General features: G+C 65.7%; 21 protein-coding genes and 1 other RNA gene. 5 read left to right on the forward strand and 17 right to left on the reverse strand.

Annotation, left to right across the window (positions count from 1 at the left end; translation table 11 throughout):
* Window positions 1–4: 4 nt before the first annotated feature.
* From rpiA to CIW53_RS12050, 6 genes are all read right to left on the reverse strand, one after another.
* Window positions 5–646: a ribose-5-phosphate isomerase RpiA gene (gene rpiA, locus CIW53_RS12025; protein WP_149364961.1), complete on the reverse strand. Its 642-nt coding sequence runs from the start codon at window positions 644–646 to the stop codon at window positions 5–7.
* 137 nt (window positions 647–783) lie between these two features.
* Complete coding sequence (locus CIW53_RS12030) at window positions 784–1236, reverse strand: EVE domain-containing protein (protein ID WP_149364962.1); 453 nt, start codon at window positions 1234–1236, stop codon at window positions 784–786.
* Complete coding sequence (locus tag CIW53_RS12035; protein WP_149364963.1) at window positions 1233–1838, reverse strand: 5-formyltetrahydrofolate cyclo-ligase; 606 nt, start codon at window positions 1836–1838, stop codon at window positions 1233–1235. Before CIW53_RS12035 ends, CIW53_RS12030 begins: the two co-directional genes overlap by 4 nt.
* A gap of 69 nt (window positions 1839–1907) precedes the next feature.
* A non-coding RNA gene (gene ssrS, locus CIW53_RS12040) (6S RNA) lies at window positions 1908–2094 on the reverse strand.
* A gap of 114 nt (window positions 2095–2208) precedes the next feature.
* Window positions 2209–2517, reverse strand: a complete 309-nt coding sequence (locus CIW53_RS12045; RefSeq protein ID WP_149364964.1) for a cell division protein ZapA — start codon at window positions 2515–2517, stop codon at window positions 2209–2211.
* A gap of 8 nt (window positions 2518–2525) precedes the next feature.
* The gene (locus CIW53_RS12050) at window positions 2526–2765 is read right to left on the reverse strand and encodes a TIGR02449 family protein (RefSeq protein WP_149364965.1); all 240 of its coding nucleotides are present in this window, start codon (window positions 2763–2765) and stop codon (window positions 2526–2528) included.
* Window positions 2766–2876: 111 nt separating this feature from the next.
* Here CIW53_RS12050 and CIW53_RS12055 point away from each other — a divergent pair, with 111 nt between their 5' ends.
* Window positions 2877–3440, forward strand: a complete 564-nt coding sequence (locus CIW53_RS12055) for a UPF0149 family protein (protein ID WP_149364966.1) — start codon at window positions 2877–2879, stop codon at window positions 3438–3440.
* Window positions 3437–4801, forward strand: a complete 1365-nt coding sequence (locus CIW53_RS12060; RefSeq protein ID WP_149364967.1) for an aminopeptidase P N-terminal domain-containing protein — start codon at window positions 3437–3439, stop codon at window positions 4799–4801. The genes CIW53_RS12055 and CIW53_RS12060 overlap by 4 nt, the downstream gene beginning before the upstream one ends.
* Window positions 4802–4887: 86 nt before the next feature.
* On the opposite strand, the gene cydX is transcribed toward CIW53_RS12060, so the two are convergent.
* The 4 genes from cydX to cydP are packed head-to-tail and all read right to left on the reverse strand — an operon-like array spanning window position 4888 to window position 7978.
* Window positions 4888–5028 (reverse strand): cytochrome bd-I oxidase subunit CydX, encoded by a 141-nt coding sequence (gene cydX / locus CIW53_RS12065; RefSeq protein WP_149364968.1) that lies wholly within the window; start codon window positions 5026–5028, stop codon window positions 4888–4890.
* A 49-nt stretch (window positions 5029–5077) separates the two neighbouring features.
* Window positions 5078–6208 (reverse strand): cytochrome d ubiquinol oxidase subunit II, encoded by a 1131-nt coding sequence (cydB, locus tag CIW53_RS12070; protein ID WP_149364969.1) that lies wholly within the window; start codon window positions 6206–6208, stop codon window positions 5078–5080.
* The gene (locus CIW53_RS12075) at window positions 6201–7754 is read right to left on the reverse strand and encodes a cytochrome ubiquinol oxidase subunit I (protein WP_149364970.1); all 1554 of its coding nucleotides are present in this window, start codon (window positions 7752–7754) and stop codon (window positions 6201–6203) included. Before CIW53_RS12075 ends, cydB begins: the two co-directional genes overlap by 8 nt.
* Window positions 7751–7978: a cytochrome oxidase putative small subunit CydP gene (cydP, locus tag CIW53_RS12080; protein WP_149364971.1), complete on the reverse strand. Its 228-nt coding sequence runs from the start codon at window positions 7976–7978 to the stop codon at window positions 7751–7753. Before cydP ends, CIW53_RS12075 begins: the two co-directional genes overlap by 4 nt.
* Window positions 7979–8351: 373 nt before the next feature.
* Between cydP and CIW53_RS12085 the strand changes: the two genes are divergently transcribed.
* Window positions 8352–9392, forward strand: coding sequence for an alpha/beta hydrolase (locus CIW53_RS12085; RefSeq protein WP_149364972.1), 1041 nt, complete (start codon window positions 8352–8354; stop codon window positions 9390–9392).
* Here CIW53_RS12085 and CIW53_RS12090 read toward each other — a convergent pair.
* From CIW53_RS12090 to polA, 3 genes are all read right to left on the reverse strand, one after another.
* Complete coding sequence (locus CIW53_RS12090; protein WP_149364973.1) at window positions 9379–11655, reverse strand: 3'-5' exonuclease; 2277 nt, start codon at window positions 11653–11655, stop codon at window positions 9379–9381. The two genes, CIW53_RS12085 and CIW53_RS12090, sit on opposite strands and share 14 nt — an antisense overlap.
* Window positions 11656–11725: 70 nt before the next feature.
* The gene (locus CIW53_RS12095; RefSeq protein ID WP_149364974.1) at window positions 11726–11947 is read right to left on the reverse strand and encodes a hypothetical protein; all 222 of its coding nucleotides are present in this window, start codon (window positions 11945–11947) and stop codon (window positions 11726–11728) included.
* A gap of 298 nt (window positions 11948–12245) precedes the next feature.
* Window positions 12246–14987, reverse strand: a complete 2742-nt coding sequence (gene polA / locus CIW53_RS12100) for a DNA polymerase I (RefSeq protein ID WP_149364975.1) — start codon at window positions 14985–14987, stop codon at window positions 12246–12248.
* A 92-nt stretch (window positions 14988–15079) separates the two neighbouring features.
* Between polA and CIW53_RS12105 the strand changes: the two genes are divergently transcribed.
* Window positions 15080–15550 carry a DUF2782 domain-containing protein gene (locus tag CIW53_RS12105; protein WP_149364976.1) on the forward strand — a complete coding sequence of 157 codons (471 nt, stop codon included), beginning with the start codon at window positions 15080–15082 and terminating at the stop codon, window positions 15548–15550.
* A 64-nt stretch (window positions 15551–15614) separates the two neighbouring features.
* Window positions 15615–16046 carry an EamA family transporter gene (locus CIW53_RS12110; protein ID WP_149364977.1) on the forward strand — a complete coding sequence of 144 codons (432 nt, stop codon included), beginning with the start codon at window positions 15615–15617 and terminating at the stop codon, window positions 16044–16046.
* 6 nt (window positions 16047–16052) lie between these two features.
* On the opposite strand, the gene CIW53_RS12115 is transcribed toward CIW53_RS12110, so the two are convergent.
* From CIW53_RS12115 to CIW53_RS12130, 4 genes are all read right to left on the reverse strand, one after another.
* Entirely contained in the window at window positions 16053–16763 is a 711-nt protein-coding gene (locus CIW53_RS12115) for a glutathione S-transferase (protein ID WP_149364978.1), read from the reverse strand.
* Window positions 16764–16922: 159 nt separating this feature from the next.
* Window positions 16923–18533: a bifunctional phosphoribosylaminoimidazolecarboxamide formyltransferase/IMP cyclohydrolase gene (gene purH / locus CIW53_RS12120; RefSeq protein ID WP_149364979.1), complete on the reverse strand. Its 1611-nt coding sequence runs from the start codon at window positions 18531–18533 to the stop codon at window positions 16923–16925.
* Window positions 18534–18723: 190 nt separating this feature from the next.
* The gene (locus CIW53_RS12125) at window positions 18724–19041 is read right to left on the reverse strand and encodes a helix-turn-helix domain-containing protein (RefSeq protein WP_242451878.1); all 318 of its coding nucleotides are present in this window, start codon (window positions 19039–19041) and stop codon (window positions 18724–18726) included.
* A gap of 141 nt (window positions 19042–19182) precedes the next feature.
* Window positions 19183–20037, reverse strand: a complete 855-nt coding sequence (locus tag CIW53_RS12130; RefSeq protein ID WP_149364980.1) for a zinc-ribbon and DUF3426 domain-containing protein — start codon at window positions 20035–20037, stop codon at window positions 19183–19185.
* Window positions 20038–20123 lie beyond the last annotated feature (86 nt).

A 20123-nucleotide genomic window follows, 5' to 3' on the forward strand; every position in this document is an offset into this window, starting at 1 on the left:
AGCATCACATCTCGCGATCACCCACCAGCACCACGTCGGCCGGCCGCCGCGCGAACAGGCCCACGGTGACGATGCCTGGCAACTGGTTGAGTTCGCTTTCCAGTGCGGCTGGGTCGGCGATCTGCCAGTTGTGCACGTCGATGATCCAGTTGCCGTTGTCGGTGACCACGCCGTCACGCCACACCGGCTGGCCGCCGCGCTTGATGATTTCACGGCCGATCAGGCTGCGCGCCATCGGGATCACCTCGATCGGCACCGGAAACTTGCCGAGCAGCTTGACCTGCTTGCTCGAGTCGATGATGCAGACGAACTTCTCGCTGGCTGCCGCCACGATCTTCTCGCGCGTGAGCGCCGCGCCGCCGCCCTTGATCAGCCGCTTGTGCGGGTCGCACTCGTCGGCGCCATCGATGTAGATCGTCAGCGGGCCGGCGGCGTTGAGGTCGAGCACCGGGATGCCGAGTTTCTTCAGCTGCGCGGTGGACTGTTCCGAACTGGACACCGCACCCTGGATGCGATCCTTCAAGTCGGCCAGCGCATCGATGAAGAACGCCACGGTGGAACCGGTGCCGACGCCGACGATGGCGCCGTCCTCGACGTAGCGGATGGCGGCCTCACCGGCCTGGCGCTTTTCGTTGGCGTTGCTCATGGGGATGCGGCCTCGGTGAAAAACCGCATTATGGCTGCCGTCCGCCTTCGTGTGTAGGAGCGCAGCCTGTGCGCGAGGCTTTCCGTTACGTGGCGAAGAGCCTCGCGCACAGGCTGCGCTCCCACAGAGAGGCTGGGTTATTCCAGGCCGAGAATGTACTTCCAGTGGGCGGCGTCGACCGGCATCACCGACAGCCGGTTGCCCTTGCGCAGGAGCGGCATGTCGGCGAGCGCGGGATCGTTCTTCATTTCGTCCAAGCTGATCGTGCGCTTGAGCTTCTTCACGAACTTCACGTCGACCAGCATCCAGCGCGGGTTGTCGCGTGAGCTGCCGGGATCGAAGTACTTGCTCTTCGGATCGAACTGGCTGGGATCGGGATACGCGTCGGTAGCCACTTCGGCGAGGCCGACGATGCCGGGCACGGCGCAATTGGAGTGGTAGAAGAACACCTTGTCGCCCGGGCGCATGCCGTCGCGCATGAAGTTGCGCGCCTGGTAATTGCGCACGCCGTCCCAAGCCTCGCGTTTCTTGCGCTTGAGGTCGTCGATCGAGAACGCGTCCGGTTCGGACTTCATCAGCCAGTGGTTCATGCATCAGCCTCCGGATGGCAGTCGATCAGTTCGCGCTCGGTGGCGACGAAGTCGAGCGGCACGTCCCAGTCTTCCTCGTCGACAGCGGGGAGTTCCTGGAACGCGTAGGCAATGCCGACCAGCAGCGGTTCGGTCGGGCGCACCTGTTCGTTGAGGAAGGCGAAGCTGCGGTCGTAGTAGCCGCCGCCGTGGCCGAGCCGATTGCCGCGGCGGTCGAAGCCGAGCAGCGGCACCAGTACCAGGTCGAGCTGGAATGCCTCCAGCAGCTCGCCCGGTTCGACCGGCTCGGGAATGCCGTAGCGGTTCGGTTGCACCGCGTCGCCGGATCGCCACAGCGCGAAGCGCAGCAGTTTGTCCGCGCCGATCACCGGCAGCAGGAACTGCTGGCCGCGGCCGGCCAGCGGCGCGATCGCCAGGTTCAGCGGCAACTCGCCGTGGCTGGCCCAGTAGCCGGCCACGCGCGCGTCGGTGAGGTATTCGGGCAGTTGTTCGAGGCTGCGGCGCAGGCCCTGCGCGGCAGCGATGCGTTCGGCCGGGGGCAGGGCACGGCGTTGGTCGGCGAGGCGTTGGCGAAGCTCGCGGCGTCGGGCGGGGGCGTCCACGTTTCGCGTAGCTCCGTCTTGGTTCCGCCCCGTTCGTCGCCGGACGAACGGGGCATGGGGAATGAGGTGGCGTCAACCGCGATGCCGCTGCCCACCAAACGACCTTGATCCAAGATGGATCAGGTGGGAGGGCTACATGGCCTCGAGGCTTTCCGCACGTGGCGGACATGCACAACAGCCGATGTGAAGCCGACCCGGGGCCGTATTTAGGAACAAGGCAAATGTAAGAGTGTGCTGGCGCACATCGCAGAAAACGCCGGGTCCGATTTTAGGCGCTTGCCCGGGAATGTGCCACTGGCGAATGACAGCGCTGGTTCAGCCGGCAAGCCGGCGTCTGAATGCGCCTCGTTGCCGCGAGGCGGCAACCCTTTCAGCGCTTCAGCGGGTCGCCGTCGAAAGCGGCATCGAGCTTGCTTCGCAGCGCGGCGAGGCCGGCGCTGAGACGTTGCTCCTGACCATCGTGCTGCTTGCGCAAGGTCAGCAAGTCGTGGGTCACGCTGATCGCGGTGAGCACGGCCAGCCGCTCGAAGCTCGGTGCCTTCGCGTTCGCGCGCAGCTCGCGCATCTTTCGATCGAGAAAGCCGGCTGCTTCGAGCAAGCCCTCGCGTTCTTCCGGCGCGCAGGCGATAAGGAATTCGCGGTCGATCAGTCGCAGTGCGACCGGTTCACTGCTGGACATGGTTTCTATCAACCGTTGCTTTCAAGCGATTTCAGCCGCTGGATCATCGCCTCGACGCGGCTGCGAGCCTGCTCGTTGCGTGCCAGCAGGCCGGCGCGTTCGCCGGACAGTTGCTCCTGGCTCTGGCGCAGGCTGCGATTTTCCTCGGTGAGCCGGCGCACGGTATCGAGCAGGCGATCGAGCTGCTGGCCCAGCGCGGCCAATTCTTGATGGACAGGATCGGGATGCACGGGAGCGGGCGTACTCATGCCCGAAACTATAGCAGGACGCCGGAAGAAGTCAGCCCGGGCGACCGAGCGACTTTCCGGTGGATACGGCGGCTGCACTAAACTGGCGACCTTCCTTGAAGGAGCATCGCCATGACGGCTACCGGGCTTGTGGGCCACGACGATATCGACGCGCTGATCATGCGCCTGCAGCTGGGCACCGAAGCCAGTGAACTGCATGGATCCCTGTGCGGTTACCTGGCAGGCGGCGGCTCCTTGCACGGCCATTCCGTGCTGGCCACGCTGCAGCTCGAGGGCGAGGTGGTCAGCCCCGGGCCGGACGACCAGGCGCTGCTGGACCGGCTGGTTCGGCAATGCGAAACCGAGCTGGCCGATCCGGAGCTGGGGTTCGAGCCATTGCTGCCGGCGGACGATCGTCCGCTGACCGAGCGCGCCGAGGCCATGGTCGACTGGTGCCGCGGTTTCCTCGGGGGCTTCGGATTGGCCGGCGCCAGCGCGCATGCGCAACTGTCGGAGGAGGCGCAGGAAGTTCTGCGCGATCTCGCCACGATCGCCGCCTCATCGTTTGATTTCGACCGCGAAGACGAGGACGAGGATGCGTTGATCGAAGTGCAGGAATTCGTGCGGGTTGCCGCGATGCTGCTTCACACCGAATGTGCTTCCGGCGACAACCCTGCCCGCGAGACCTTGCATTGAGCTCAAGCGCATCGAAGCTGACCGCGCTGGCAATCACCACCGCCGAATTCGCACGTCGCCGCGCCCAACTGATGCAGATGGCCGGCGACGATGCGGTGGTGCTGGTCGCCGCAGCGCCCGAGCGCATGCGCAACGCCGATGCTGCATGGCCATACAGGCAGGACTCGGACTTCCATTACCTGGCCGGATTTCCCGAGCCTGGTGCGATGCTGGCGTTGCTACCCGGGCGCAAGCATGGCGAGGTCGTGCTGTTCTGCCGCGAGCGCGATCCCGCGCGCGAGCGCTGGCATGGACAGACGATCGGCACCGAGCAGGCGGTGGCCGGTTACGGCATGGACGATGCGTTCCCGATCGAGGACATAGACGACATCCTGCCCGGCATGATCGAAGGCCGCGCCCGCGTGTACTGCCATTTTGGCCGTGAGCCGGAGTTCGACGCGCAACTGCTTGGCTGGATGCGCAAGCTGCGCCAGTTGCGCGGTGGCGGCGTGGTGCCGAAGGAATTCGTTGCGCTCGGCCATCTGCTGCACGACCTGCGACTGTACAAGTCGCGGGCCGAGCTGAAGCTGATGCGCGCATCGGCCGCTATCGCAGTAGACGCACACCTCGCCGCCATGCAGGTCGCCATGCCCGGCCGGCTGGAATACGAGGTCGAGGCCGAGCTGCTGCGCGTGATGCGCAGCAGTGGCGCCGTGCCGGCGTTCTCGCCGATCGTCGCCGGTGGCGCGAATGCCTGCGTCATGCATTATCAGAGCAATCGCGCGGCGCTGCGCGACGGCGAGCTGCTGCTGATCGATTCCGGCGCCGAACTGGACTGCTATGCGTCCGACATCAGTCGCACGTTTCCGCTCAACGGTCGCTACAGCCGCGAACAGCGGGCGTTGTACGAAGTGGTGCTGGCCGCCCAGTTGGCGGCGATCGACGAGGTGCGGCCGGGCCGACCGTTCAGTGCGGCGCACACGGCGGCGGTGCGTGTGCTGGCCGAAGGCCTGTGCGAACTCGGCCTGCTCAAGGGCGACGCCGACGCGGCGATCGCCGATGGCAGCTACCAGCGTTTCTTCCCCGCCAAGACCGGCCACTGGCTGGGGCTGGACGTGCACGACGTCGGCGATTACCGGGTCGGCGGCGAATCGCGCCTGCTGGAGCCGGACATGGTGCTGACCGTCGAGCCGGGGTTGTATGTGGCGCCGGACGATCGCTCGGTGGCCGAACGCTGGCGCGGCATCGGCATCCGCATCGAGGACGACGTGGCGGTGACCCGCGATGGCAACGAAGTGCTGAGCGCGGCCATGCCGAAAGAGGCCGAGGCGATCGAGGCGCTGCTGGCCGCGCGGCCAGCTGCCTTGCAGCGCTCACCTTGAGCGCAGCGAAATCGAAAGGCTGCTGCCTTCGATTTCGATCCTGCGGATCTGCGCTCAGGGTAAACGGCGCAAGGCCGGGGGCGCAGTCAGGTCAACTCGTCCGGCAACTGCGAATCTTCGCGCTGGAGATTCGCCTCGTCGGTGGCCCGCACCTCGTACCACATCGCATTGAGGATGGCGAAGGCGCAGGCCAGCCCCAGTCCGAGAATCCATGAGAAATACCACATGCCGGCTTACCTCGTGTTCGTGTGAAACGCTGCGTGCGCTCCTGCAAATTCAATACCCGCCGTGCGCCTTGCGCACCTGCTCCAGCGTGATCCGTCCGCGCATCACCCGGTAGACCCAGCTGGTATAGATCACGATGATCGGCAGCAATATCGCGGTGACCACCAGCATCAATTGCAAGGTACCGCGACTGGACGAAGCGTCCCACACGGTGAGGCTGGAGCGCGGGTCGAGGCTGGACGGCAACAGGAACGGAAACAGCGCGAAGCCGGCCGACGCGATCGTGCTGCCGACCATCAGGCTGCTGGCGATGAAGCCTGCGATGCCGCGCCGGCCGATCAAGGCCTGCACCCCGACCGCCGAAGCCAGCGCCAGCAGCGGCGCAATCCAGAACCACGGGTATTGCATGTAGCTGGCAAACCAGCTGCTGCCATGCGCCACCTGCTTGTACAGCGGATTGGAGACCCCGTCGGTGATCACCGACCCGGCGATCGCGTAACCGGGAATGCCGTAGGCCAGCCACACGCCGGCCAGCACATACAGCGCGGCAAATACCAGCGTCATCCAGCGTGCGATGCCCACCGCGCGCTCGGCGATCGCGTGATCGGCCTTCAGCGCGGCGAAGCACGCGCCGTGGGCCAGCAACATGCTCAGCGACACCAACCCGCACAGCAGGGCAAACGGATGCAGCAGCTCGAAGAAGCCGCCTTGCCAGCTCATGCGCAGGTCATCGTCGAAACGGAACGGCAGGCCGAGAAACAGGTTGCCGAACGCCACCCCCGACACCAGCATCACCACCACGCCGGAGCCGCTGAGCACCCAGTCCCAAAGCGACGCCCAGCGCGGATCGTGGATCTTGCCGCGGAAGTTGAAGCCGACCGGACGCAGGATCAGCGCCAGCAGCACCAGCGCGATGGCGAAGTACATGCCGGAAAACGACACCGCGTAAAGCATCGGCCACGCCGCGAACGTCGCGCCGCCGGCCACGATGAACCACACCTGGTTGCCCTCCCAGGTCGGCTCGATGCCTTCCAGCAGCACCTTGCGTTCCTCGTTGTCGCGGCCCAGCACTTTCAGCAGGCCGGCGACACCGAAGTCGAAGCCGTCCATGATGGCGAAGCCGATCAGCAACGTGCCCAGGATGGCCCACCAAAGCACTCGCAATGTGGCGTAATCAAACATGGCGTTCTCCCTGCGGCCAGATGCCCAGGCCATCGGGCCCCTTGCGGGTGAACTTCAGCATCAGGAACACGTCGACGATCGCCAGCGCGGTGTAGAAGAACACGAACCCGCCGAGCGAAGTCAGCACCTGGCCCGCGCTCACCGAGGACACGCCGAGCGCGGTCGGCAGCACGCCTTCGATCGCCCATGGCTGGCGTCCGTATTCGGCAACGATCCAGCCCAGCTCGATCGCAATCCATGGCAGCGGCAGACTCCACAGCGCCAGGCGCAGATACCAGCGCTGGCTGTCGAGTTTGCGCGTGCTGGCCTTCCAGAACGAAAACGCGAACAGCGCGATGAAATAGAAGCCGCAGCCGACCATGATGCGGAACGCCCAGAACAACACGGGCACATTCGGGATCGTGCTGTCGGCGGCTTTCTGGATATCTTCCGGGGTGGCCTGGCGCGGATCGTCGACGTATTTTTTCAGCAGCAACGCATAACCCAGGTCCTTGTCGTGCGCGGCCAGGGTTGCCTTGGCCTGCGCGTTGTCCTTGTCCTGGCGCAGCATCAGCATCGCGTCGTAGGCCTTGATGCCGGTGCCGATGCGGCCCTTGGCGGCATCCACCAGCTCGGCGATGCCGGGCATCGTCTGGTCGACCGAACGGGTGCCGATCAGGCCCATCACCCAGGGAATCCTGAGCGCGTAATGGGTGGTGCGTTGCTGCACGTCGGGAATGCCGAACAAGGTGAACGAGGCCGGCGCCGGCTCGGTGCGCCACATCGCCTCGATCGCCGCCATCTTCATCTTCTGGTTCAGCGACACGGTGTAGCCGGAGGCGTCGCCGAGCACCACCACCGACAACGCCGCGGCCAGCCCGAAGCTTGCCGCCACCGTCATCGAGCGCTTGGCGAAATCCACATTGCGCCCGCGCAGCAGATACCAAGCGCTGATCGACAGCACGAACATCGCGCCGAGCACGTAGCCGGCACTCACCGTGTGCACGAATTTCTCCTGCGCCACCGGATTGAAAAACACCTCGGGGAACGAGGTCACCTCCATGCGCATCGTCTGCGGGCTGAACTCGGAGCCGACCGGATGCTGCATCCACGCATTCGCGATCAGGATCCACAGCGCCGACAGGCTCGTGCCCAGCGCAAGGAACCACGTCACCAGCAGATGCTTGATCCGCGAAATGCGATCCCAGCCCATGAAGAACACGCCGATCAGCGTGGCCTCCAGGAAGAACGCCATCAGCCCCTCGATCGCCAGCGGCGCGCCGAAGATGTCGCCGACGTAATGCGAGTAGTACGCCCAGTTCATGCCGAACTGGAACTCCATCGTCACCCCGGTGGCCACGCCCATCGCGAAGTTGATGCCGAACAGCACGCCCCAGAACTGCACCATGCGCTTCCACACTTCGCGTCCGGTCATCACGTAGACGCTCTCCATGATCGCCAGCATCCACACCAGACCCAGCGTCAGCGGCACGAACAGGAAGTGATACAGCGCGGTCAGCGCGAACTGCAGGCGCGACAGCGTGACGACATCGGTGTCGATGATCATGGGCGGGCTTCCGGCGTGGCGTGGGACGTGGGAGCGAGTCGCTGCGCGATCGCACTCGCGCTGACGTCGGGCTTTGGCTGCGGCGCGAACACCACCCACCAGATCAGCGTCAGCGCTGCGATCTTCAGGGCGATGATGCCGAACAGTTCAAGTGTCAGCCGCCGCAGCGGGCGCTGCGGTGCAGGAATGCCTTTGAGCGTCGTGCTTGCGGCAGAGCGGAGCATGCGTTGGATCCGTGCAGGAGCTGCACGTCAGCATACGCCGTCGTCGTGTTGACTTGATGTGGATGAATGTCGCAGCAGCGCGCGTCGGACGCACGCGCAACCTATTGCCTTGGCCCAACCCGGACAAGCACAACGCATCCGTGCCGGGCGAACCAGATCGCGTACGGTGGTCCCGGCTGTTGCCGCGAACCCTCTCCCGCACGCAGGCAGCTACCGCAATGGCGGGTATTTCGCGCAGCGGCTGGTACGGAGTAGTGCCAGCAACGCTGTGGCCTCGACGCGACCGACCGATGCCGTGGCGTGGTTTGGACGCCTGGCTGCGAACTTCCGTTGCTTGTCCGTGTCCCAAGGCGAAATCAGACCGGAGGCGCTTATGGCGCGCAAGAACCTGGGTATTTTTGGCGTGGCCTGCATCGGCTTGCTGGCAGTTTCGGCGGCAGCCACGCCTTCGGCACCCACGAGGACGCCGGACAGCTATGCCCGGCCGGGCAAGCGCATCGTCATTGGCCAGGGTCGCAGCCTCAACCTGCGTTGCAGCGGCAAGGGGCCGGTGACGGTATTGCTGGAGGCCGGTTCGCATGCCGACTCGAGCAACTGGTTTCGCGTGCAACCGATGCTGGCGCAGCATGCGCGCGTATGCGCCTACGACCGTGCCGGCTACGGTTTCAGTGACAACGGGCCGCTGCCGCGCGGGCTCGATGCCGACGTGTCCGACCTGCATGCGCTGATTGGCGCGGCCGGCCTGCACACGCCACTGGTGCTGGTAGGGCATTCGCTGGGTACCAATATCGTGCGGCGCTATGCCGACGTCCATCCCGGCGATGTGGCGGCCATGGTACTGGTCGATCCGCCGGCGCAGGATCTCGGCCATTTCCTTCCCGCGCAATGGATGAAGGACGACGCGACCACGGCGTCGCAGCGAGATGCGTTCATCGGGCGCTGCGAGCAGGGGGCCGAGCGCAACGAGCTGGCCAATCCACCGCCTGCACTGGCCGGATGCATCGGTGGGCCGGCGCCATGGGAGAGCGCGAAAGTGGCGGCGGCCAATCGGGCGCGCAAGCTGCGTCCGGCGTTCTGGCACACCTTGCGTTCGGAGTTGGCGCAGAACACGCGGATATTCGCGCCGTCGGTGCCCGAGGGCGAGTCGCATGGCGACATGCCGCTGGTCGTGCTCAGAGCCTCGGATACGTACGCCGATGCGCCTGCGGATGTGCGTCAGCAACTGGAGTCGGCACGCCGCGAGACCCAGCGACGTATCGTGGCGACGTCGACCCGGGGCGAGCTGCAAATGGTGGCCGACTCGTCCCACGACATCGAGCTGGACCAGCCCCGGGCCGTGGTCGATGCCGTCACGCATGTGCTGGCGGAACTTGCCCCGGCGCACGCTGTTCCCGCGACGGCTACAACGCGGTGAGATTCGCGTACGCCGCCACCAGCCACTTGCTGCCGGCGGCCTCGAAATTCACTTGCAGTCGCGTATGTGCGCCGCTGCCTTCGGCGCTGATCACCACGCCTTCGCCGAAGCTGGGGTGGCTGACCCGCTGGCCGAGCTTCACCGGCAGCGATTCCTCCAGCGATGGCGAGATCTCGTGCGGCCGGCCGGCGTACAGCGGGCGGGTGACGTGCACGCGCGGGCGCACCTCGTCGATCAGTTCGGCCGGCATCTCGCCGAGGAAGCGCGACGGCCGCGCCAACATTTCGGTGCCGTGCATGCGGCGCGATTCGGCGTGGGTGACGACGAGCTTTTCGCGGGCGCGGGTGATACCGACGTAGGCGAGCCGGCGCTCCTCTTCGAGCCGCCCCTCGTCGTCGACCGAGCGCTGGCTGGGGAACAGGCCTTCCTCCATGCCGACCAGGAACACCACCGGGAACTCCAGCCCCTTGGCCGAGTGCAGGGTCATCAGCTGCACGCAGTCGTCCCACGCCTCGCCCTGGTTCTCGCCGGCTTCCAGGGTGGCGTGCGACAGGAACGCGGACAGTTCGCCGAGGCCGGCATCGATGTCCTCGGCGGTACGCTCGAAGCGGCTGGCCACGTTGACCAGTTCATCCAGGTTCTCCACCCGCGTTTCGCCGTTGCCTCGTGAATCCTTTTCGTAGAAGTCGCGCAGGCCGGTGTGGGTGATCGCGTGGTCGATCTGTTCGGCGAGGGTCAGGGAGGGAGCGGGGGATGGCGAAAGGGGAATGGGAAGTGCTTGCGCGGGCGGTGTGGTGGCCGTCTCGGCTTCCGCCACTCCCGATTCCCCATTGCCGAGTCCCGCGAAAGCGCGCGCCATCTCGTCGATCAGCGCAAGAAACGCCTTCACCGCATTCTTCGCCCGTCCGGCCAGCTCACTGCCGCCGCTCAATTCGATCAGCGCCGCTTCCCACATCGACGTGTTTTCGCCGCGCGCACGGCGGCGCAGCGTATCCAGAGTACGGTCGCCGATGCCGCGTGGCGGAGTGTTCACCGCGCGCTCGAACGCGGCGTCGTCGTGCCGGTTCGCGGTGAGACGCAGGTAGGCCAGCGCGTCCTTGACCTCGGCGCGCTCGAAGAAGCGCTGGCCGCCGTAGACGCGGTAACCGATGTTGCGCTGGACCAGTTGCTCCTCGAAGTTGCGCGACTGAGCGTTGGAGCGATAAAGGATCGCGCAGTCCCTGGCCGAACCGTGCTCGTCGATGTACTCACGGATGCGCTCGATCACGAAGCGCGCCTCGTCCTGCTCGTTGTAGGCGGCATAGAGAGCGATGCGCTCGCCGTCGTCGCCGGCTGTCCACAACTCCTTGCCGAGGCGGCTGCCGTTGCGCTGGATCACGCTGTTGGCAGCCTTGAGGATGGTCGAGGTGGAGCGATAGTTCTGTTCCAGCTTGATCGTGCGCGCGCCGGGGAAATCGCGCAGGAATTGCGCCATGTTCTCGACCTTCGCACCGCGCCAGCCATAGATCGACTGGTCGTCGTCGCCGACCGCGAATACTTTGCCGGTAGCCCCGGCAAGTACCCGGATCCACGCATACTGCAGCGTGTTGGTGTCCTGGAATTCGTCGATCAGTAGATGCCGCCAGCGCTGCTGGTAGTGCTCCAGCACGGCCGGATTCTTCAACCACAGCTCGTGCGCGCGCAGCAGCAGTTCGCCGAAGTCGACCAGGCCGGCGCGGCGACAGGCATCTTCGTAGGCCTGGTAGATCCTGACGAAGGTATGCGTTACCGGATGGTCGCGATGTTCGATGCCGTCCGGGCGCTTGCCTTCGTCCTTCCAGTGGTTGATCTGCCAGGTGGCCTGGCGGTGCGGATACTTTGCGTCGTCCAGGCCCAATCCGGCGATGGCGCGCTTGACCAGCCGCAGTTGGTCGTCCGAATCGAGGATCTGGAAGCCTTCGGGCAGGCCGGCCTCGCGCCAATGGCGGCGCAGCAGGCGATGGGCGATGCCGTGGAACGTGCCGACGGTGAGGCCCTGGATGCCGCCGGGAATCAGGGCATCCAGACGCGCGCGCATCTCGCCGGCGGCCTTGTTGGTGAAGGTGACGGCGAGGATCGCCCACGGCGGCACGCGTTCGGCCTGGGTCAGCCAGCCGATGCGGTGGGTCAGCACGCGGGTCTTGCCGGAGCCGGCACCGGCCAGCACCAGATAGTGGCCGGGCGGGGCGCAGACGGCTTCGCGCTGCGCCTCGTTGAGCGGATCGATCAGATACGAGACATCCATCGCACCCATTGTAGTGGGCGCAAACGAAAACCGCCGCGGAGGCGGCGGTTTTCATGGACCAGGGCGTTGCTCAGCGCTTCTTGCTGGCGATGCCGCCGACCACCAGCAGGCCGCCGAGAACGATGCCGGCGATGCCGATCCATTGCGGCACGGACTTGGTGTGGGTGGCTTCGATCTTGGCCGAACCCAGCTGGGCCACAGTATCGGTCTGCTTGTAGCTGCCGTTGCCGACGGTGATCCAGATACCGGCAATCACAAGGATGATGCCGGCAATGAGAAGACCTGCGCGCATGGTTGTTCCCCTAGATGAATGTGGATCAAGTATGCCGGGCGGCAATGTGCAGAAAGTGTACAGGCGCCGGAAACGCAGGCAAAGAAAAGCCCCGGAGGCTAGGGGGAGCCTCCGGGGCGGGGCAGACGCAAAGACCCAGGGGAGAGGTTTGCGCCTGTGGCGGTCCAGGGAGGTGAACCAGCCGCGGATGCCATTGCGTGCATCCGAAGGATTAGATGGCGCTTGGCAGGAAAAGTTTCAAGAGCATCGAAGAAAATTCAGAAACAATTCATTCTCATGAAAAGTTAACCCGAAGTAATCAGTGCGCCTCGTCCCAATTGGCGCCGACACCCACATCGACCAGCAGCGGCACCGCCAGTTCCGCAGCGCCGGACATCCGTTCGGTCACCGCGGCGCGCACCTCGTCGACCGCATCCGCGCGCACCTCGAACACCAGCTCATCGTGCACCTGCATCAGCATGCGTACGTCGTCCCGGTTTGCTGCCCAGGCGGCGACCGCAATCATCGCCCGCTTGATGATGTCGGCGGCGCTGCCCTGCATCGGCGCATTCACCGCGGCGCGCTCGGCACCCTGACGCAGGCCCTGGTTGCGCGAGGTGAGGTTCTCCAGGTACAGCCGCCGGCCGAAGATGGTTTCGACGTAGCCGTCGCGATGGGCCTGCTCGCGCGTGGCGTCCATGAAGGCGCGTACGCCGGGGTAGCGCGAGAAATAGCGGCCCATGTAATCGCCGGCCTCGCCGCGATCGACGCCGAGCTGGCGCGCCAGGCCGAATGCGCTCATGCCGTACATCAGGCCGAAGTTGATCGCCTTGGCGGCGCGGCGCTGGTTGGCGGTGATCTCTTCCGGCGGTACGCCGAACACTTCCGCGGCGGTGGCGCGGTGCACGTCGCCACCGGAGTGGAACGCGCGCAGCAGGCCTTCGTCGCCGGACAGGTGCGCCATGATGCGCAATTCGATCTGCGAGTAGTCCGCCGCCATCACCTGCCAGCCCGGCGGCGCGACGAACGCCTGGCGGATGCGCCGGCCTTCTTCGGTGCGCACCGGAATGTTCTGCAGGTTCGGGTCGGACGAGGAGATCCGTCCGGTCGCCACCGAGCCCTGGTGATAGCTGGTGTGCACGCGGCCGGTGCGCGGATTGACGATGCCGGAAAGCTTGTCGGTATAGGTGCTGCGCAGTTTGGCCAGGCCGCGGTAGTCGAGGATCAGCCGCGGCAGTTCATGCGTGTCCGCAATCGCTTCCAGCGCCTCCTCGTTGGTCGACGGCTGGCCGGTCGGCGTCTTCAGTTTCGCCTGCAGGCCGAGCTCGTCGAACAGCACGGCCTGCAGCTGCTTGGGCGAGTCGAGGTTGAACTCGCGCCCGGCCAGCGCATACGACTGCTGCTGCAATTCCAGCATGCGTTTGCCCAGTTGCTGGCTCTGCCGGCGCAGCGCGTCACCGTCGATCAGCACGCCGCGCTGCTCCATGCCGGCCAGCACGGGCACCAGCGGGATCTCGATGTCCTCGTAGACCTTGCGCAGCGACGGCACGCTTTCCAGCTTCGGCCACAGCGCATGGTGCAGGCGCAGGGTGACGTCGGCGTCTTCCGCGGCATAGCGGCAGGCAGTGTCCAGGTCCACCTGCGAGAACGAGATCTGCTTCGCGCCCTTGCCGGCGACCTGTTCGTACTTGATCGTCTCGTAGCCGAGGTATTTCTTCGCCAGCGAATCCATGTCATGGCGTGTGGCGGTGGCGTTCCAGACGTAGGACTCCAGCATCGAGTCGTGCTTCAGGCCCTGCACCACGATGCCGTAGTTCGACAGGATGTTGATGTCGTACTTCGCATGCTGGCCGAGCTTGGGTCGCGCTGCGTCCTCGAAGACCGGTTTCAGCGCGGCGAGCACGGCGTCGCGGTCGAGCTGCGCCGGTGCGCCGGGGTAGTCGTGGCCGAGCGGGATGTAGCACGCCTTGCCGGGCTCCACGGCGAAGCTGATGCCGACGATGTCGGCGCGCATCGCGTCGATGCTGGTGGTCTCGGTGTCGAACGCGATCAGCTCGGCGCGGCGCAGTTTTTCCAGCCAGGCATCAAACGCCGCTTGCGTGGTGACCAGCTCGTACTCACCGGGAGCCGAATCTGTGGGAGCGGCTTCAGCCGCGGCATTCTTTGGCTCGGTCGCGGCGAGGGTATCGCGACTGGAGTCGCTCCCAACCGTCGCTGCTGCGGAGTCCAGATCCTTCAGCGCCGCCTTGAACTCGTAACGCGTATACAGCTCGCGCAATTGCGTGGTATCCGCATCGCGCTGGGACAGGTCGACGGGACTGAACTCCAGCGGCACGTCGGTCTTGATCGTCACCAGCTCGCGCGACAACGGCAGTCGCGGCAAAGCCTCGCGCAGGCTTTCGCCGATCTTGCCGCCGACCTTGTCGGCGTTGGCGATCACGCCGTCCAGCGAGCCGTATTCGGCCAGCCATTTGGCGGCGGTTTTCGGGCCGCACTTGGTCACCCCCGGCACGTTGTCGACGGTATCGCCCGTGAGCGCGAGGAAGTCGACGATCTGGTCCGGCCGCACGCCGAATTTCTCCACCACGCCGGCGCTGTCCATCACGGTATTGCTCATGGTGTTGACCAGGGTGACGTGCGGCCCCACCAGTTGCGCCATGTCCTTGTCGCCGGTGGAAACCAGCACATCGATGCCGAGCGCCTGTGCCTGCGCCGCCAGCGTGCCGATCACGTCATCGGCCTCGACGCCGGGCACGCACAGGATCGGAAAGCCCAGCGCGCCGACGATCGCCAGCATCGGCTGGACCTGCACGCGCAGGTCGTCCGGCATCGGCGGCCGATGTGCCTTGTACTGGTCGTACATGTCATTGCGGAAAGTCGGCCCGGGCGCGTCGCAGACGAACGCCAGGTAGTCCGGTTTGGCGTTCAGCGTGGCACGCAGCATGTTGACCACACCGAAAAGCGCGCCAGTCGGTTCACCGTGCGCGTTGCTCAACGGCGGCAAGGCGTGGAATGCACGGTAGAGGTAGGAGGAGCCGTCGATCAGGATGAGTTTGGGCATGCGCCATTCTCGCATGCACGGCGAAACGTCGCGCTTCACGAATGCCCGGCAAGGGCGCTGCTATGCTCTGCTTCCCGACCGAGGTTGCCGCCATGAAAACCGCCGTCCTGCTGGGTGCCGCCGGCGCCATGCTCCTTTCAAGCCTGCTTGTGCCGGCTGCGTTTGCGCAGTCGTCCGGCGCGAGCAACGTGCCTCCGCCACCCGGCATCCACGATCCGGGCGTGAAGGCGGTGGCTCCGCCCGATCTGAAGCCGCGGACATTGCCGGCGCCGCCCGCCCGCGGCGTCGCCGCTGACCGGGATCCTTCGCTGCCCGAGGTCAGGGTGCGCCAGAAGGGCGACGACAGCATCCAGGAATACAGCCGCAATGGTCGTGTCTACATGGTGGTGGTGACGCCGAAGAACGGCATCCCGCAGACCTATATGGTCGATCCCGAAGGCCGGCTGGTCGACGAGCATGGCCAGAAGCCGGTGCGGCCGGTGATGTACAAGGTGCTGGAGTGGGGCAAGAGCAAGCCGGCGGATGCGGATTCGAGCGGGTCGAACTCGGACGACGGTCACTGACGCCGGGTCGTCTGGTCGGCGCGATGCCGGACGAGAGCGTGTCGACATCGAACGGAGGACAGCAATGCAACTGCGCGAAAGCTGGCTGCTGTTTGCACTGGGCTCGGCGCTGTTCGCGGCGTTGACCGCGTTGTTCGGCAAGCTCGGCGTGGTCGGTATCAACTCGAACCTTGCCACCTTCATCCGCACCGTGGTGATCCTCGTGGTCACCGCCGGTATTCTCAGCCTGCGCCAGGAATGGGCCAAGCCCACCGGCCTGCCACTCAACAGCTGGGTGTTCCTGGTGCTGTCCGGCATCGCCACCGGCTTGTCGTGGCTGTGCTACTACCGCGCGCTGCAGTTGGGGCCGGTCAGCAAGGTGGCCCCGATCGACAAGCTCAGCGTGGCGCTGGCGATCGTGCTGGGGCTGGTGTTTCTGGGCGAAAGGCCAAGCTGGCCGCTGCTGGTCGGCGGCGTGTTGATCGTGGCCGGGGCGATGGTGATCGCGTTGTTCTGAGCACGGCTACGCCGGATCGTCCAGCTCCGGGTAATGGCGGAAGATGCCGCTCTCGTTGAACGCCAGCCGCCGCGGTGACGCGAGGTAGGCGGCGATGCGCGGTCGTTCGGCGATGCGTTGTTTCAGCGCATGCAGCAGTGGCAGTTCGCGTGCCATGCGTTGCATCGCGCGCGGAAACGCATAGTCGAGTCCGGCCATCAGCTGGAACAGGGAGAGGTCGACGTAGCTGTGTTCGTGCAGCGCATGACGACCGCCGCCGCGCTCCAGCACCTGCTCGAAGTAGTCGAGGAATTTCGGCAGCCGCGTCTCGCGCAGATCCGCCGCGCGTCGTCCGGCTTCGACGCGCTGGTCCTCGTAATACAGGCCACCGGCGATCGGATGATGGGAGTCGTGCACTTCGGCGACCAGGTCGCCGATGGTCAGCTGCAACTGGTTCGCGTACAGCCGGCGGCTCTCGCTGTCCGGCACCAGGCCGAGCGGCGGGCCGAGATGGTGGAGGATGGTTGCGGTCTGCGCGATCACCAGCCGGCCAGCTTTGAGGAACGGCGGGGCAAACGGCAACGCGCCGTCGTGGGCGCCGTCGAGAAAACGCACGATGGCGTCGTCACCCTGTTCGCGCGCCACGTCGTCATAGTCGGCGCCGGCATCCTCCAGTGCCAGCCGCACGAATTCGCCGCGGCCCTGGATGCCGGTCCAGTAATACAGTTCGTAGCGCATGACCGCCTCCAGCCCAGAGACGTCGATGCTGGAACGACAGGCTTCAACAACGCGTGAGCGACACCTCCTGTGGGAGTGGTTTCAGCCCGCGATGCTCTGGCGCTACCGGCGGAAACCATCGCGGCTGAAGCCGCTCGCACAAGGAATGCTTCACAGCCATCAATGCCGGAAGTGGCGCATTCCGGTGAACACCATCGCTATGTCGTGCTCGTCGGCGGCGGCGATCACTTCGCTGTCGCGCATCGATCCGCCGGGCTGGATCACGGCACGAATGCCGGCTTCGGCGGCGGCGTCGAGGCCGTCGCGGAACGGGAAGAATGCATCGGAGGCCATCACCGAACCGCGCACTTCCAGCTTCTCGTCGGCGGCCTTGATGCCGGCAATCTTCGCGCTATAGACGCGGCTCATCTGGCCGGCGCCGATACCGATGGTCTGGCGATCGCGGGCGTACACGATGGCATTGGACTTGACGAACTTCGCTACCTTCCAGGCGAAGATCAGGTCGTGGATCTCCGCCTCGGTCGGCGCGCGGCGAGTGACGACCTTCAGGTCGGCGGCGCCGATCATGCCGGTGTCGGCGCTCTGGATCAGCAGGCCCGAACCGACGCGCTTGGAGCTGTTGCCGGGGTGCGCGTGCTGCAGGTTTCCATCGGCCGGCGGCGGGATCACCAGCACGCGCACGTTGCCCTTCTTCGTGAATGCCTTCAGCGCGTCGTCGGCGTAGCCCGGTGCCAGCACCACCTCGACGAACTGGCGCTCGACGATCGCGCGCGCGGTCGCGCCGTCCACCTCGCGATTGAACGCGATGATGCCGCCGAAGGCCGAGGTCGGATCGGTCTGGAATGCCAGGTCGTAGGCCTTGCCGATCCCGTCCATGCTTACTGCCACGCCGCACGGGTTGGCGTGCTTGACGATCACGCAGGCCGGCTTGCTGAAGCTGCGCACGCACTCCCACGCGGCGTCGGCGTCGGCGATGTTGTTGAAGGAAAGCTCCTTGCCCTGCAACTGGCGAAACGTGGCCAGGGTGCCCGGTGCCGGTTCGAGGTCGCGGTAGAACGCAGCCTGCTGGTGCGGGTTTTCGCCGTAGCGCAGATCCATCAGTTTCACGAAGCGGCTGTTGACCTGGGCCGGGAACGTGGCGTGGCCGGCGATGGCGTCGTGCGTCTCGTTGAGTTCCAGACCGGACAGGTAATCGCTGATCGCACCGCCGTAATTCGCCACCCGGTTGAACGCGGCCACCGCCAATTTGAAGCGGGTGGCACGGGTCAGGCCGCCCTGGTTTTCGATCTCGGCCAGCGCGCTTTCGTATTGATCGGGCGAGGTCAGCACGCCGACATCATTCCAGTTTTTCGCCGCCGAGCGCAGCATCGCCGGGCCACCGATGTCGATGTTTTCGATTGCGTCCTCCAGCGTGCAGCCGGGGTTTGCCACGGTGGCTTCGAACGGGTACAGGTTCAGCACCAACAGGTCGATCGGCTCGATGCCGAGTTCGGCCATCACGGCGTCGTCAGTGCCGCGCCGGCCGAGCAGGCCGCCGTGCACTTTCGGGTGCAGCGTCTTGACGCGGCCATCCATGATTTCGGGAAAACCGGTGACGTCGCTGACGTCGGTCACCGCGATGCCGGCTTCGCGCAGCGCCTTCGCGCTGCCGCCGGTGGACAGCAGTTCAACGCCCTTGGCGGCCAGGCGCCGACCCAGATCGATCAGGCCGGTCTTGTCCGAGACACTGAGCAGGGCGCGACGGACCGGGACGAGCTGGGGCGTGGACATGAGCGGGTTTCCATGACGGGAAAGCCGCTGATTATAGCCGTCCGGATGAGTTGGCGTTTTGGCGCGGCTCAACGCTCGTGAAGAAAACCGCTTCCTGGGGTTTTCTTCTATCGCGAGTCCGGCGCCTGCGTGCCCGATCCGCGACCGACGATCCCCTGGCCGGCCTGAAAGATTGAATGGTCACAACCTCTCAGAGCAGGCCGTGCGCGGCCAGCTTCTTGCGCAACGTGGCGCGATTGATGCCTAGCGCGCTGGCGGCGCGGCTCTGGTTGCCTTCGTGGAAAGCCAGCACCTCGCGCAACAGCGGCAATTCGACCTCGCGCAATACCAGCGCATGCAGGCCTTCGGCACATTCGGTGTCGCCGATGTCGGCCAGATAGCGACGCACGGTGCGGCTGACGCATTCGCTCAACGCACTCTGCGAATGTCCCGCCTGTGAACTGGTGCTCTGCGACGAGGTCAGTTTTGCAGCCTCGGCAGCAGGCAGTCTTACGGCGTTCACGGGCATCTTCCTCACGTACGGGGCAACGGCTGCTTGGGCCGGTGCGCATGGTTATGGCGGGTGCTGCGGATGGCGATGCGTGTCGAGCGAAGTCGGCACGCCGGGCAGAAGGCCGAGTCTACCCGTGCAGGCCGACAATTTTAAGTGCTACTCGAAACCGAACTCGAACGCGACGGCCTTGTCGCCGGGATCCTTCACCTCCAGCAGCAGGACGGCGCTGGAGCCTGGCGCCAGCCCGCGCTGCAGGATCGCCTCGTCGTCGAGGTATTCGCGAGGCTGCAGCCGGCGCATCGCTACCCTTTGCCCTTGTGCATTGGACAAGGTGATGGTCAGCACCGGATACGGTTGCGTGAATGCGGCGTCATTGCGAATGCTGGCGCTGATCATCAAGGCGCCGGGCACGCTGGGATGCGCCTGCACGTTGCTGGCGAGCAAGCGCAATTGTCGCGGCGCGGCGACCAGGGGCAGCTCGCAGCGAAGGACGTTGCAGGTATCGCGCAACCAGCGCCCGACAGTCGGGTCGCGAATCAGCATGTCGCGCTGGGCCCAGGCGAGCTGGACCACGAGCAACATCGCCAGCACGGTGCATACGACGACCCATGGCCAGCGCCGCGACGCACTGGATTGCCGCTGGTGGTCACGCCCATGCGATCGTCGCGGCTTGCGCGCACGCGGCTCGCGAGCGAAACGCGGTGCGATTACCAGTTGCGAGAAGTCCGACGCCGCCGGCGCCGCTGCCTCGGCGGCCGAGGTTTCCTCTTCGATGACGGCAGGAGGATCCGGGCGTGGCCGGTAGACGACGAGGTCGAGGCCGGGCGGCTCGAACGCGGGTTCGTTCACCGGCAGCTCGACGAAAGGTTCGGGCGGCAGTTGTTCGGTCAGCGTCGCAAGACTGTCGAAGCTTGCGCCACAGTGTCCGCACCCGACATGGCCGTGCGCCTTCGCGAGCGTCTGTGCGTCCAGCGAAAACACGGACAGGCATTCGGGGCATTGGGTATACATGCAGGCCGCTTTGGATCGGTGAGTGGCGAGTCTAGCAGCCGGCAAGCGTGACCCTGCAGCGCTGGCGGCTCGGGCTGCGGGGAAAT

Source organism: Rhodanobacter sp. T12-5 (genome assembly GCF_008329435.1).
Lineage (GTDB): Bacteria > Pseudomonadota > Gammaproteobacteria > Xanthomonadales > Rhodanobacteraceae > Rhodanobacter.